General features: G+C 40.4%; 13 protein-coding genes. 7 read left to right on the plus strand and 6 right to left on the minus strand.

Features of this window, described 5'->3' with window-relative positions; translation table 11 throughout:
* Positions 1-62: 62 nt before the first annotated feature.
* Both K1X56_05250 and K1X56_05255 read right to left on the minus strand, forming a co-directional pair.
* Positions 63-317, minus strand: coding sequence for a NifU family protein (locus K1X56_05250; protein MBX7094106.1), 255 nt, complete (start codon positions 315-317; stop codon positions 63-65).
* Positions 318-1412, minus strand: coding sequence for an Mrp/NBP35 family ATP-binding protein (locus K1X56_05255; protein MBX7094107.1), 1095 nt, complete (start codon positions 1410-1412; stop codon positions 318-320). It abuts the gene before it with no gap.
* A gap of 86 nt (positions 1413-1498) precedes the next feature.
* Here K1X56_05255 and K1X56_05260 point away from each other — a divergent pair, with 86 nt between their 5' ends.
* The 6 genes from K1X56_05260 to K1X56_05285 all read left to right on the plus strand — a co-directional run bounded on the left by K1X56_05260 (position 1499) and on the right by K1X56_05285 (position 9639).
* Positions 1499-2476 carry a hypothetical protein gene (locus K1X56_05260; GenBank protein ID MBX7094108.1) on the plus strand — a complete coding sequence of 326 codons (978 nt, stop codon included), beginning with the start codon at positions 1499-1501 and terminating at the stop codon, positions 2474-2476.
* A 61-nt stretch (positions 2477-2537) separates the two neighbouring features.
* Positions 2538-4505 (plus strand): T9SS type A sorting domain-containing protein, encoded by a 1968-nt coding sequence (locus tag K1X56_05265; protein MBX7094109.1) that lies wholly within the window; start codon positions 2538-2540, stop codon positions 4503-4505.
* A 96-nt stretch (positions 4506-4601) separates the two neighbouring features.
* Positions 4602-7469 (plus strand): FG-GAP-like repeat-containing protein, encoded by a 2868-nt coding sequence (locus K1X56_05270; protein MBX7094110.1) that lies wholly within the window; start codon positions 4602-4604, stop codon positions 7467-7469.
* A gap of 119 nt (positions 7470-7588) precedes the next feature.
* A complete protein-coding gene (locus tag K1X56_05275; GenBank protein ID MBX7094111.1) occupies positions 7589-8290 on the plus strand; it encodes a hypothetical protein in 702 nt (233 codons plus the stop codon).
* Positions 8291-8296: 6 nt separating this feature from the next.
* A complete protein-coding gene (locus K1X56_05280; GenBank protein ID MBX7094112.1) occupies positions 8297-9133 on the plus strand; it encodes a hypothetical protein in 837 nt (278 codons plus the stop codon).
* A complete protein-coding gene (locus K1X56_05285) occupies positions 9130-9639 on the plus strand; it encodes a hypothetical protein (protein ID MBX7094113.1) in 510 nt (169 codons plus the stop codon). Before K1X56_05280 ends, K1X56_05285 begins: the two co-directional genes overlap by 4 nt.
* On the opposite strand, the gene K1X56_05290 is transcribed toward K1X56_05285, so the two are convergent.
* Positions 9636-9995, minus strand: a complete 360-nt coding sequence (locus K1X56_05290) for an MGMT family protein (GenBank protein MBX7094114.1) — start codon at positions 9993-9995, stop codon at positions 9636-9638. The two genes, K1X56_05285 and K1X56_05290, sit on opposite strands and share 4 nt — an antisense overlap.
* Complete coding sequence (gene trmB, locus K1X56_05295; GenBank protein ID MBX7094115.1) at positions 9976-10761, minus strand: tRNA (guanosine(46)-N7)-methyltransferase TrmB; 786 nt, start codon at positions 10759-10761, stop codon at positions 9976-9978. Before trmB ends, K1X56_05290 begins: the two co-directional genes overlap by 20 nt.
* A 69-nt stretch (positions 10762-10830) precedes the next feature.
* Here trmB and K1X56_05300 point away from each other — a divergent pair, with 69 nt between their 5' ends.
* A complete protein-coding gene (locus K1X56_05300; GenBank protein ID MBX7094116.1) occupies positions 10831-11769 on the plus strand; it encodes a glycosyltransferase in 939 nt (312 codons plus the stop codon).
* Here K1X56_05300 and K1X56_05305 read toward each other — a convergent pair.
* Both K1X56_05305 and K1X56_05310 read right to left on the minus strand, forming a co-directional pair.
* On the minus strand, positions 11766-12506 hold the full coding sequence (locus K1X56_05305) for a hypothetical protein (protein MBX7094117.1): 741 nt from the start codon (positions 12504-12506) through the stop codon (positions 11766-11768). The genes K1X56_05300 and K1X56_05305 overlap by 4 nt on opposite strands.
* A gap of 77 nt (positions 12507-12583) precedes the next feature.
* On the minus strand, positions 12584-14329 hold the full coding sequence (locus tag K1X56_05310) for a T9SS type A sorting domain-containing protein (protein MBX7094118.1): 1746 nt from the start codon (positions 14327-14329) through the stop codon (positions 12584-12586).
* Between the last annotated feature and the right edge of the window lie 51 nt (positions 14330-14380).

Here is a 14380-nt window from a genome sequence, read left to right on the forward strand (position 1 = left end):
AACCAGCCGATTGGGCATTGCAAAAAATAAGTGATTATGCGCTAAAGGAGAGGATAAAAAATTTAATGCGCTGCCAGACTTTCATCCTTAACGGCAATTACGGCTTTAATTTCAGGAACCTCTTTACGGATGGTTTCTTCCACACCCGCTTTCATGGTCATTACCGACATACTGCAACTACTGCATGCTCCCAATAAGCGAACATGGGCTACCAGGTCATCCGTAATACGAACCAACTCGATATCGCCACCATCTGCTTCTAAAAAAGGACGGATTTTATGAATTGCAGCTTCTATTTTGGAATGAATTTCGCTCATTTATCCTCCTGTGGTTTGTACTGGTTTGGTCGGTGCAAGGTGATTGTTTCTCCAATTGACCTGCTCAACAAAGTTAGCCACTAATAATTCAAAAGCAATAGCTGTGGGCGTTCCTTCCTGTAATACAGCAGGACGGCCTGCATCGCCGCTTTCGCGGATACTCTGAACGAGTGGAATTTCCCCAAGAAAAGGCACTTCCAATTGCTCGGATAATTGCCTTGCACCGCCTTGTCCGAATATGTAGTATTTATTTTCCGGAAGTTCTGCGGGTGTAAAATAGGCCATGTTTTCGATCATACCCAACACCGGAACTTTTACGGAATCGAGTTTAAACATAGCCACTCCTTTGCGGGCATCGGCTAATGCAATTTGTTGCGGAGTAGACACAATAACAGCCCCGGTTAAAGGAACCAATTGAACTAAACTTAAATGAATATCACTTGTGCCCGGAGGTAAATCGATGAGCATGTAATCCAATTCTCCCCAATAGGTATCGCGGAACATCTGTGTTAAGGCCTTTGATGCCATAGCTCCACGCCAAACAATGGCCTGGTCCAACTCGGCAAAAAAACCAATGGATAACAATTTCACCCCGTAACTTTCAATGGGCTTTATCAGCGATTTGCCGTCCACATCAATTGCCATAGGTTTTTCATGCTGACAATCGAACATGATGGGCATGGAGGGACCGTAAATATCTGCATCAATCAATCCAACCTTGTACCCTTTTTTTGCGAGTCCCGCAGCGAGATTGGCCGTTACTGTTGATTTACCTACGCCACCTTTTCCAGATGAAATGGCAACTATATTTTTTACACCTGGCAAAATCGAACGCTGTTCAGGTGCACGGTCGGCCCCAAGAGCAATAACGTTTACATTCACCTGATAATCCTTCCCTAAAAATCGTTCAATGGCAAAACGACAAGCTTCCTCCATCCGTTTCCTCGAATGTAAAGCAGGATTATTGATACGAACGGTAAGAGAAATTACATTCTCATTTATCTGAATATCCGAAACCAGATCCAATGCAATCAAATCCTTTTTTAAATCGGGTTCAATGACATTAGACAGCGCTTCTTTTACTTTGTCGATCATAGCAAATTTTTTACAAATTTAAGCGCTTGATCGAAATACCATGGAAATATTCGTGCTATTCCTATATTTAATTTCAAAATGAAACTATGCGGATTCTGATTGTAATTTTTAGTTGGCTATGCATTTCAGCAACAGCTCAATATGATTCTACTGCATTCCGGTGGGAAGAATTGGGCGACTCCTGGCTGCAATTTGATGTAACTGCATTAAAGAATAAACCAAAAAAAACAGGACATCTGATTCTTGCTTTCCACTACGAAAGCATGAACCTTCAATTGATCCGCGAATCAAAAGGGAAATTCAACACCATTTATTCCGACACCCTCGAAGACTTTTGGTACAACGAAGCCAAAGCCTATTGGGAAATGACCATTTCCGGAGATACCATTTACCTGCCTTCACAAATTCCGTTTAAAGCCACGGTGGTGACAGAAAAATTTTTCTGGGACGGGAAAAAACTCCATCACCTGGAAGCTGAATTTACCGATGACAATTGGTCAAAAATAGAACGTGCCGATTCCCTTATCACCATTGGGAAATTCATTGAAGCCTCCGAACTGTTGGAAACAGTAGAATATCCGATGAGCTATTACAATTCAAGAGAATATGGCGACCGCATGATTGTTACCGCTCATACCATGGCGCTTGAATTATTTCGGAAAGAAAAATATAAAGAAGCAGCCCAAATTATGCAGGATGCAATGGAATATTGGGACAACGGATATTTGCTCGATTTCAGCCGGAAATCGGAATTGGATTCTGCCCGTAAGGAATATTATTTTGGTGAGTTTTGGACCGATGAAAATTATACCCTCTATTTTGGAGATTTCGGTCTATTTCTTTACAAAGCAGGAATGCTTGAAGAAAGCATTAAAGTAAACACCTGCCTGATGAATATCCTGCCTGATATTCCCGGGCCTTGCCTTCAACTGGCAGATGCCTACTATGATCTTGGTCAAAAAAAAGATGCCGCTTCCGTCTATAAAATCTATTGTAAACGAATGGATAAAAAAGGTTATTCAAGCAGAATTCCCATCCGGGCTAAACAAAGGCAGATACCGTAACCTAAAACTTACTTGAATTACTAAATAAACTTCATTATTTTGGGCATTAAATAAATGGGGTTTGAAAAAGTCGGTCTTTATAATTCTTATTTCTCTTGCGGTTGTTACCGTAATGGGTAAAAAAGTTGAAACGAAATCCTTGTTTCGTTCGCATGTAAAAAACGTAATGCATCATAACGTAACTCAAAACCGTGCTCCTCTTGCACAGGATGAGTATTTCATGCATTCATTTAATTGCGGAGGTTGTCATGGACCGGATCCCAGTGCCATTGCCATGGTAGACAACAACGGAACCGATGTAAATCTCTATTCCGATTGGCGCACCAGCATGATGGCCCTTTCTGCTATTGATCCTCTGTGGAGAGCGAAAGTGAGTCAGGAAATCACCGTTAATCCGGGACATGCCGATGAATTGCAAAGCACCTGTACAAAATGCCACGCCCCTACCGGAAGATATACCGCCGAATACAAAGGATTACTCCCCTACACCATTGCTGACCTTGAAAATGATTCATTAGGACTTGATGGCGTTTCCTGCAGTGGATGTCACGCTATTGATCCCAGCGTTGGCACTACCTTCTCCGGAAATATCCCTTACGATACGGTGCATTATGGTCCCGATGGATTCCGTGCAGAGTATGGTCCATTCGATAATCCCGTACAAGGCAATATGCAATTGTATGTTGGAATTAATCCCACATTCAGCACACACGTAAGTGAAGGAAGAATGTGTTCCTCTTGCCATACACTGATTACGAATACAGCGGATTTGTCGGGTAATTTAACCGGCGGACAATTCATTGAGCAAGCAACATTCCACGAATGGAAAAACTCGGCCTACCCGGCTTCATTTACTACTTGTCAGACCTGCCACATGCCGCAAATCGAAGATCCGGTGATTTTAATGGTGGGTAGTATTGGACTTGCACCTCGTTCTCCATTTAACCTTCACTACTTCAACGGTGCCAATTCGTATATGGTGAATCTGATTAAAAACAATAAAAGTGCACTGGGATTGGATTCCATTCCCGATAAAGATTTCGATTCAACCCTTGCAACGATTGGTCGCCAATTAAAACAAAACACAGCGAAACTCACTTTCACGCAAACACCTTATGTTGGTAATGACACATTGTATGTTGACCTGGAAGTAAGAAACAAAGCAGGACATAAATTCCCCAGCGGATATCCATCACGACGTGCATTTGTGCAATTGGTTGTTACCGATGCTGCGAATGGAGATACGCTCTTTAAATCGGGAGTGGTAGATAATACCGGCGAAATTGTAAACAATACCGGTCCATATCAAAATCACTATACGATGATCAACAGCGAAATGCAAACGCAGATCTACGAAATGATTATGGGTGATGTGAATGGAAATAAAACCACCGTATTGGAACGTGCCGCTCAACCTTTAAAAGATAATCGTCTCCCACCTTTTGGTTTTAGCACATCACATCAAAGTTATGATACAACAAAAATCATTGGCGGCGCATTGAATGATCCGGATTTCAATTGGAATGGCGGCACAGAAGGAACCGGTAAGGATGTGGTTCATTATCACATTCCACTGGGAGGATTTTCAGGCAATGTAAATGTCACCGCAAAAATTTTATACCAAACCATTAATCCCGGTTGGTTAAGCGAAATGTTTGCACTAAATACAGCCCCCATCGATGCATTCCGAAACATGTATCAGAATTCGGATGTTAGTCCGATTGTGGTAGATAGTATTGCTATTGGAGGAATAAGTTTTTATACCGGACTCAATCCTTCATTGAGGAGCCAGCTAAAAATTTATCCGAATCCATCCCGAGATGGTCTTGTGATGATAAGTAGTTCTTCGGTAGAAATCCAAGAAATCGAACTTTATGATTTGAGTGGAAAAAAGCTGACAATCAACTCTATTGATTATTTCCAAAGCATCAAAATGCTTCGATTACCTGCTTATTCAGGAATTTTCATTCTGAGAATACGGACCGAAAAGGGCTGGATCAGCGAAAAAATTATCCGAATCACCGAGTGATTTTTTCCCTTTTATGATTGGTAGGTGCCCCATATTTATGTAAATTGAGGGCTCAATCAAACAAACACATTTCTAATTACACCAAAAACTTTAAGCATGAAGAAAAGTTTACTTACGTGTTTTGGTATTGGAGGATTGATGATTTCTGCAAATGCGCAATTAGCATTTACAGATGCATCTGCACGTCTTTCCAATGGCCTTAACAGTGGTTGTCCAATTACCGTTGTGGATTGGAACAATGACGGAATGGACGATATCGTTCGTCTTGATCAGGGTTATATTCTTGTAATCGATGAGCAACGTCCGGGTCAGAATTTTGTAACCCACAATTTCGGAGCAGTTGGAAGCGGTTCCGGTTGGGCATGGGGTATGGCAGTTGCCGATTTCGACAATAACGGTTATAAAGACGTTGTTGCGGGTGGTTACTCCACTTCCTATCCTCTTCGTGTTTTAATGATGAATGCGAATGGTACTTCAGTAACCGTTCAGAATTTAAGTCCGGGAAATTTCTTTGTGCAGAACATCACCCTGGGTGATTTTGACAATGATGGTTCTACCGACATTTTTTCGTGTGATGACAATGCTCCGGCGCATATTTTCCTGAACAACGGATCCGGAACATTTAGTGCATCCACCATCATCAATTTCGATATTACACCTGGTCAAACCTCCGGTACATCGAATGATGATTCCGGAAACTATGGTTCAGTTTATACCGATTTCGACAACGACGGTGATCTTGATTTATACATTGCAAAATGTCGCCAGGCCGTAACTGGTCCGGGTGCAACCAGCGATCCACGCCGTATCAATATCATGTTCCGTAACAACGGAGATGGTACCTATACCGAAATGGCAACTTCTGCAAACATTGCAGTAGGATGGCAAAGTTGGACCGCTTGTTTTGGTGATGTGGACAATGACAATGATTTCGATTTAGTTCTTACGAATCACGATCATGAAAGTCAACTCTACATCAATGACGGTTCTGGTGTATATACTGAAAATACAACTTCAGGAATCACTACATCAGGTATGACTCCAATTGAAACTTTGTTTGCGGATTTCGATAACGATACTTACATCGACTTATTAATTGGTGGTTCCAGCAACTTTAAGTTTTTCCATAACAATGGAGATTTAACCTTTTCGGAAGTAACCAATCTTTTCGGAAGCAGCATTATTTATGCACCTGCAAATGGAGATTTAAATCATGATGGATTTATGGACTTAGCGGTTTCATATGCTAACATCTATACCTCTCCTTCTTCTACCGACGACAAAATCTGGTTTAACAATAAAAACTCCAATCATTTTGTAGTTGTAGATTTAAAAGGTACCACATCTAATATCGACGCTATTGGTGCACGTGTTTCCATTTATGGCGCATGGGGTGTTCAAACACGCGAAGTTCGTGCAGGAGAATCTTACGGTACTCAAAACAGCGGATTCGCTCATTTTGGTTTAGGTTCTGCAACCAGCATTGATTCAATTGTTATCGACTGGCCGACTTCAGGATCACAAACCATTTACGATCCGGCTCCTGATCAGTTTATTTCTGTAATTGAAAACGATTGCGTATCACCTGTGGCTGCATCCATTACTTCCAGCAATGGATCGTATGCATTCTGTACCGGACAATCCGTTACCTTATCTGCACCTGCAGGATATACTTACTTGTGGTCGAACGGAGCAACTACTCAATCGATCGTAGTTAATGCAACCGGTGAATTTAATGTATTGGTTTCTGCAGCAGGAAACAACTGCGGATCTTTATCTCCTACAGTTTCTGTAACTCAAAATCCGGATGAAACACCAAGCGTTTCTGCGAATGGTCCAACCGAATTTTGCTATGGAGAATCAGTGGTATTAAGCGGAAGCTCTCACCCGAACGGTTATAGCTGGTCGAACGGTGAAACCACCCAATCCATTACCGTAACTGATGCCGGAACTTATTCGATGACAGTTCAAGGTGCTTGTGGAAACTTCACATCCACTCCGATTACTGTATCAGTAAATGCAGCTACTGCTCCAACAACTTCCGATGTAAATATTCCTGTTCCCGGAACGGCTAACCTTACTGCTACCGGTACTACCATTTCATGGTACGATGCAGCAAGCGGAGGAAATTTAGTTGGTACTGGTAATAACTGGACCACTCCATTCATCAACACTACTACAACTTATTATGCAGAAGATGTTGCCACCTTTACAGGAGGAACTGCTACAGGTGGTAAACCATATGTAACAGGAGCAAATGTGTACAGCGGAAATACAACTAATGCAAAAATGTATTTCGATGTAACTGAAGCTTGCACGTTAAACACTGTGAAAGTGTATACTGATATCGCAGGAACTCGTTTAATTCAACTTTACAGCTCAGGCGGAACATTACTTAATTCTGCTTCAGTGAACATCCCTGTTGACTCCAGCGATATCACGTTAAATTTCGCTTTAACTCCTGGTACTGGATATTATCTTACAACTGATGCAATCACCAACCAAGCTATTCCCGGATGGGGAAATCCTGGTCCACGTTTAAAACGTAACTCAGGCGACGTTGCTTATCCTTATGCTGTTGGTAGCTCGATTTCAATTACGGGTAACAACCAGGGTACAACCTTGTATTACTACTTCTACGATTGGCATATCACTTTACCTGACTTTGATTGTCCTGGTCCACGCTCTTCTGCCACTGTAACGGTAGGTGCTGTTGGAATTGGTGAACTTTCGGAAAATGGTTTCAATGTATATCCAAATCCGGCCAAAGACATGCTTTACATTTCTTCTTCCAACGGAAACTATTCTGTAGAAATGTATGATGTAACAGGACGTGTTGTTTATACAAAAACTACAACAAGCGGTAATTCTCAGATCGACGTGAACGAAATGGTACCTGGTGTATATTTCATTCGTCTCGAAAATGCTTCGGGTAAATCTATCCGTAAAATTATCGTTGAATAAAAAATATCTTCATGCTGAAAAGCCCGGATCGAAAGGTTCGGGCTTTTTCACTTTTATATCTTGATAATCCTATTTCTTTCCCACCTTTTTGAATGCGAATTTGATTTAGTTTTGAACTGATGAAGTTTTTGCGTGTTTTCATTTTGATTTCATGTTGCTGCTCCGGATTAGCAAATGCCCAAACTTTTGGATTTAGTAGTGGAATACCAGTCTGGCAACCTCTAAACCATATTATTAATCGATACAACGATACACGTCCCTGGCTAACGAATCAGATGAATGAAATTCATTTCTTACCAGGTGTTAATATCGGATTTGGAATGCATGAGTGGGATTCAAAATTTTCATTTGATTTATTCCGGCTTCAATGGTTAAGAAAAACAGTAAAGGCAGAAGGCCAGGATCAAAGTCGAACAATGCGCGTAAAATTTTCAACCCTATCCATTATCGGATTCGGGTATTACCCCATTGCAAAATCGAAATTTAAATTAGGTTTTAACCTTTATCCGGTTGAACTTTCACGGCTAAAAATTAAAGGTAAAACAAGCGAAGAACCCGATTGGAAATATTATTACAAAAGCGCTTCATTTTTTGGAATTCCCACGAATGCAAGTAGCACCTTGACTTTTGATTTCCTCTACCTAACAAGTGAGAAACTGCATTGGCAATTTCGATTATACTATTTGTACTCATGGTTCAAGGATGAAGAAATTCTATTTGTAAACAAAGAATTAAACCCAAATACTTACCAATACACAAATCAATCTCAGACATTGGATTGTAGTCATTTCGGAATTTCAATATCACTTGGCGTACACTGATTCACTATGAAAAAAGGAATTCTACTTCTCTTCTCGTTTTGCTGGATGAATCTTTGCTTTTCCCAGGATAATCTTTGGATTACAATACATGGAGGTTATAATTATAATCAATTTAAGCCTGGTCTTTTAAACGATTTTATTTCCAGCTATAATTCCGCCTATTCATCTTTCATAAAAACCCCATTCGATAAATTTGATGAAAGCATGGCGGGTTTAAATTTTGGTGGCGGAATGTTTTTGCAATTGGAAAAACTAACACTGGGCTTTGACTTTTCAAAAGTGAAATATCGTCAGGAAAGGAGTACGCAATTCAATAACCTGAATGGTCGACAGGTAAGTCTTCAATTTGTGAATTGGGACATGAACATTGATATTGGGGGCAAACTCTTAAAAACCGGCAGCGTGGGGTTCTTAATGGGAGTCACATACAGGTCTGCAGCTATTTATTCAAAATCATTTTCATATGGCGAATCAAACATGTCATACGGTTCTGAATATTGGCTTAACGGAATTTACAGAGGAACACCACAAACCGATCTGAATGTGGGGGCTGTTATAAGAATCCCCATTTTTAAGTATGGAATGATTCAATTTACTGCATACTATCCCCTCCCATTTGCAGATGGAAATCCGGATGAACAGTATCTGAGTGCCTTTTCAGATGATAGTCCGGGTAAAAACATTTGCTCGCAATATTTCCCCAAAGATGTTGCACAATTTGATGCCAATTGCAGCGCCGGTATTTACGATTATCAGAATAATGTTATTCCGAATAAATTTCGGGGACCCTATTTGAATGCCTCGCTGGTTTTCCGAATTAATCTATTAAACGAAAAAAAATGAAATACATAGGATGCCTGATTACGATTCTTTGCTTATCACTTTTTTCATCATGCGGAAAAGATGATCCAATAAACCCGGAGGATGTATTATTTAAACGACTTTCAACTGGGAATGGAATCTGGAAATTGGAAAAAGTGGAATACATCTCATTTGATGCCAATGGAAATGAAACGCTCGATTCGGCATTGATACCGGATCAACAATATATTTTTTACGAAAAAAGTGAAGAGATCGACGGATTAATCATTTCCTACCATGCCGTGTCAATTTCTGAACCGAATAATACGGGTATTACGTATTCTATTTGGGCAGAAAAAGAGCGCGTAATCTTTTATCCGGTTGGAGACATCCTCAATTCCGTTGCAGAATTCGCTGTTGAAAAAGATGAAAAGAATAAACAAACCTGGATCCGATTTGTAAACCTAAACGGTAAAGTGGTGTTTCATTTGGAAAAATGTCCGGATTGCACACCTTATTACACGCCGTACACTGAAAATGGAATTTAAATTTTTAATTCTTTCATGGGATCCCAAAAAAGCTGATCAAAATTCTGAACCTGATCATCAATAACAATTACTCCTTCTGCTTCCAATAATTGCTGCATGGTATCCGGTGTTGCAAAATGCATTTTACCCGATAACAATCCAATGCGGTTCACCACCCGGTGAGCAGGTATGCCAGAATCGCCATGCGCTGCATTCATAGCCCAGCCCACCATACGTGATGAACGTGCAGCCCCAAGATATTTTGCAATTGCTCCATAGGATGTAACTCTTCCATAAGGTACAAGTTTGGCGACTTCATGTACCTGCTGAAAAAAATCTTTGTTCTTTTCCGAAAGTTTAACGGGTTTTAATGCCATCTACAGTTTTATAATATTCTTCCAATGCAGCAAGCGCAGGATCCATTTCTATGATAATATCATCGCGACGTTTAAAATCGGCAAGCAATATAAATTTCAGGTATTTTATTTTCTTTCCTTTCGATAACCACATCTCTTCATAAAAGGTGCGGATGTCGAGAATATCTCTGGTTTCCGCATCGAATGAATTGAAATCATCGCCATATAAATCATTGGTGTCAACAATACACTTCAATTGATAACGACGAATTACTTCCCTTGTGTATTCGTACAATAAATCACTATCTGATTTTACATGAATAATTCCATCCTTACCCAACAGACGGGTATATCTTTCCAAAAACCATGGAGAGGTTAAACGCTTTTTCTCCCATTGCGGACGAGGCTGTGGGTCGGAAAATGTCAGCCATATTTCACTTACTTCACCCGGTGAAAAAAATGCGGCTATAAAATCGATTCTAGTCCGGATAAATCCTGCATTGGAAATTTTTTCCTCCAATACCGTTTTCGCACCACGCCAAATCCGCGCCCCTTTAACGTCGATACCAATGAAATTTTTATTGGGAAAGCGTCGTGCTAAGCCAACTGTGTATTCACCCTTTCCACAACCCAGCTCTAAAACAATCGGATGTTCATTTTTAAAAAAATCCGAATTCCATTTCCCTTGTATAGCATGAGGTGTTTTCATTAATTCAGCACGCGAATCCTGAATAACATGCGGAAATCCCTCCATTTCGGCCCAACGTTCAAGTTTGTTTTTACCCATTGCAGATTGAATTGAACAAATGTACAAGATTCGCTGAATTGTTCAGATTGATGTATTTTGGAGGCCGAAATGATGAATCAGGAACGAATTCTTATTGCCCCTTTAAATTGGGGTTTAGGTCATGCCAGTCGCTGCGTGCCGCTTATCGACCGTTTCCTGAACGAAGGTCACCATCTATTAATCGCCGGATACGGAGATGCCGGGGAATATTTAAAAAAAAGGTACCCTCAACTTGAATACATCCATTTTCCGGGAATGGAAATCAATTATGCGAATAAGCGATGGATGAAATTGAAAATGCTTTATCAATTTCCGAAATTGATCAGAAGCATTTCAAAAGAACATATCCAGTTAAAAAGCATCATAGAAAAACACAAAATCACGAAAGTGATTTCCGATAACCGCTTCGGGTTGTACAATAAAAATGTGCATTGTGTTTTTATCACCCATCAGGTTTTTATCAAAACCGGATTATTCGAAAAATTAATTCATAAAATAAATTCCTCTTATATCAGGCGATACAACGAATGCTGGATTCCGGATGTTGAAACGGAACCTTCATTATCGGGAGAGCTATCTCATGGAAACACACTTCCTGAAAACTGTAAATATATTGGTCCACTCTCCCGTTTTTCCGGAGTAACCTTACCTCCTGCAGAAGCAACGCTGGATGTAGTCATTGTAATATCCGGACCTGAACCAAGCAGAACAAGGTTTGAAATGCAAATGATTGAACGGTTTAAAAACACCGGTAAAAAAATTGCACTGATCCGCGGCACTTGTGCTCCTTCTACCCTGATTTTTCCTTCTGAATTTGTAACTGTGGTAGATTTAGCTATGGATGATGAATTATTAATGCTTTATGCAAAATCGAAACACATTATCTGTCGCTCGGGTTATTCCACCATTATGGATTTGCATGCCTTAAATCTAACTGCAGAATACATTGCAACGCCGGGTCAGCCCGAACAGGAATACCTGGCAAAACTCCATTCCAAACACAACTAATTCACCATTTCAAAACGTTCTTTGCCTAACCATTTCAGCAGCGATTTCTTACTTCCCAACAAATCACCAATCATAAAAAACTGCGAATACTGAATGGCTGCACAATCATCAAATGGTTCATTCACCACTTTCCATGGTGAAAATCCGGAGGAATGAATCATAACAATGGAAGTATCTTTCTTTTGAACAAAGCCTACATGCGAATCAAGACCAAGAATAAAAATTGAGTTATCGCATTTATTTAAATACTCTTTTAATCCGGAACGGTTTCCATTGGTAAATACCTTAATCTTTTTTTCTTCACAAAGTGTATTGATAATAACACTGGCAGCTTGTTGCGCAAGTGTAACACGGTCCAAAACAAATCCGCTATGAAGTAAAGTAGTCGTTACAAAATATCCGCATGCAATTTTTCCGTCCTGCGGTGTTTCTGTTATCCCGTTAAAATCCCAGGGCGTGCCGTACCAATATTGAAATAAAGAATCCGATAAAACTCCCATCAAATACAATTTGGCATCATCGAGTGTTTTTGTTTTGTTTCCGTTTTTATACCGCGATAACAATTGCTCCCTCGAATAATTGACCCGTTTTCTCAGTGCGAGATATTGCGTATTAAGTTCTTCTTTTGATAATTGCTGTAACCTTGAACGATATGCGTTTTGAGGCGCCGTATCATTCGTTGAACAAGCATTAAACATGATCATTAAGATCAAATAAAAAAGCATCCGTTTTTTCATAAAAAAGCCGTAAGTGATCTAAACTTACGGCTCTATAAAAAAAGAGAATGCCTGAACGATTATCCGTTGATGTTGGTTTATTTTACGATTAAACGTCGGTTAAATTGATATCCCGCTATAGATACGTTAATCACATAAACCCCATTGGACCATTGGGAAACATCGATGGTAGAAACATTACCATTAACGGATTCACTGTAAACTTTATTCCCGATGGCATCATACACCGTAATGATTTTTGATTGATGCACGGAAGCGAAACTGATCATAAAAAGATCTTCTGCCGGATTGGGATAAATGGAAATGGAAGAATTGAATTCCGTTTCAAATACCGATACACTATTGCCAATGGTAATGCTTGTGTTGATCATTTCACCGCAGGCATCCATAATCATTACTGAATAGGTACCTGGATTTAAACCGGAAAATAAAGAATCCGTTTGTGCAGCTCCTCCATTTAGAGAATAAGTGAGTGGCGGTGTTCCTCCGGATACCTGAATGGCTGCACTACCATCGGCACAATTGGAACAAGTGGCATTGCCAATTACATTATTATAGGCAACCAGCGGATTCGGATCGTAGATGTTAACGGTGACAATAATTGAATCGTTATTGGCATCTTTGATTTTGCAATGGTAAACACCTTCGCACAAGTAAACCGCCATGCTGTCTGTTTGCGTATTTGGATCGTCCCATTCAAACGTAAACGGAGCAACACCCGATACCGGAGTTACAATTCCAATACCACCGCAGTCGCCCTGACAACTATTATGGGTTAATGTAGCGTATGCATTTAATGTTGGAATACCACAACCATTGGAAGAAAACAAACTCAATCGATCAGTAGATAAAAAAGACCAGATTCTATCGCTTTGTCCAAGAGTGAACATATTCATACACGAATCAGAAGAATAATCCATAAAATTCTCTACCATGTCGGGCGGATTCATCCCTGCCCAAAAAGGATTACCCAAATCATCGCAGGTATTCTTGGTCGTATCGCAATCGAAATTTGATTGAGCATCTGCATTTGGAGTGTCCCAAACCAAATCATCCATTGAGCAATCGCCATCACCCCAAATGTGACGTAAACCGAGCCAATGTCCAACTTCATGCGAAGTGGTTCTTCCTAAGTTTGCAGGAGCAGTTGCAGGATCATTGGTTAAACCGATGTATTGATATTGAATCACCACACCGTCCGTTGCAGGATCGTCGCCCGGAAATTGAGCATATCCTAAAACCAGCGGCGTTCCAAAAAAGGACATATCACAAATCCACAAATTCAAATAATCGGTCGGAGGCCATGGATCTGCTCCACCTGTAGCTGTGCTTTTAACGCTATTATTAAAAGGCGTAAGCGCATGCGAAGCAGTGGATGATATTCGCTCTATCCCTGTGGTTGGATTACCATTTGGATCTACCGATGCCAGACAAAACTGTACACCGATATCTGCAGCAATAGTATCGAAAATGGAACGGGTATTAACGGCATTGGCATTTAAGCGACGGAAATCTTCGTTTAAAATATCGATCTGCGAAAAAATCAGCGAATCGGGGATGTTAGAACCTGCTGTATTGGGATTATACACCAAATGGACCACCACAGGAATGGTGATAATTCCACTGCGGAGTGAACGTCCACCCTGGCGATTCGACCAATGAGATGCTCGTTGCTCAGCCTGCATCATGCGGTTTTGCAAGGAGGGATTTACCTGTAAGCGATGCTTCAAAGAAACATCCGTTGCACAACGATCTAAGTTTTGCTGTGCAAAAACGCTCAATGTAAAAAAGAGCGCGGGAAGAAGGACGAAGAATCTTTTCATGGTTTCGGCTTTATTGGACTAAAATAAAAATTCACCGAGTGAAAATAAGCA

It is taken from the genome of Flavobacteriales bacterium, from assembly GCA_019694795.1.
In the GTDB taxonomy this organism is placed as follows: Bacteria; Bacteroidota; Bacteroidia; order Flavobacteriales_D; family UBA2798; genus UBA2798.

Coding starts and splice junctions, on each gene's coding strand:
- K1X56_05250 (MBX7094106.1), bottom strand. CDS start 317: ATGAGCGAAATTCATTCCAAAATAGAAGCTGCAATTCATAAAATCCGT.
- K1X56_05255 (MBX7094107.1), bottom strand. CDS start 1,412: ATGATCGACAAAGTAAAAGAAGCGCTGTCTAATGTCATTGAACCCGAT.
- K1X56_05260 (MBX7094108.1), top strand. CDS start 1,499: ATGCGGATTCTGATTGTAATTTTTAGTTGGCTATGCATTTCAGCAACA.
- K1X56_05270 (MBX7094110.1), top strand. CDS start 4,602: ATGAAGAAAAGTTTACTTACGTGTTTTGGTATTGGAGGATTGATGATT.
- K1X56_05275 (MBX7094111.1), top strand. CDS start 7,589: ATGAAGTTTTTGCGTGTTTTCATTTTGATTTCATGTTGCTGCTCCGGA.
- K1X56_05280 (MBX7094112.1), top strand. CDS start 8,297: ATGAAAAAAGGAATTCTACTTCTCTTCTCGTTTTGCTGGATGAATCTT.
- K1X56_05285 (MBX7094113.1), top strand. CDS start 9,130: ATGAAATACATAGGATGCCTGATTACGATTCTTTGCTTATCACTTTTT.
- K1X56_05290 (MBX7094114.1), bottom strand. CDS start 9,995: ATGGCATTAAAACCCGTTAAACTTTCGGAAAAGAACAAAGATTTTTTT.
- trmB (MBX7094115.1), bottom strand. CDS start 10,761: ATGGGTAAAAACAAACTTGAACGTTGGGCCGAAATGGAGGGATTTCCG.
- K1X56_05300 (MBX7094116.1), top strand. CDS start 10,831: ATGATGAATCAGGAACGAATTCTTATTGCCCCTTTAAATTGGGGTTTA.
- K1X56_05305 (MBX7094117.1), bottom strand. CDS start 12,506: ATGAAAAAACGGATGCTTTTTTATTTGATCTTAATGATCATGTTTAAT.
- K1X56_05310 (MBX7094118.1), bottom strand. CDS start 14,329: ATGAAAAGATTCTTCGTCCTTCTTCCCGCGCTCTTTTTTACATTGAGC.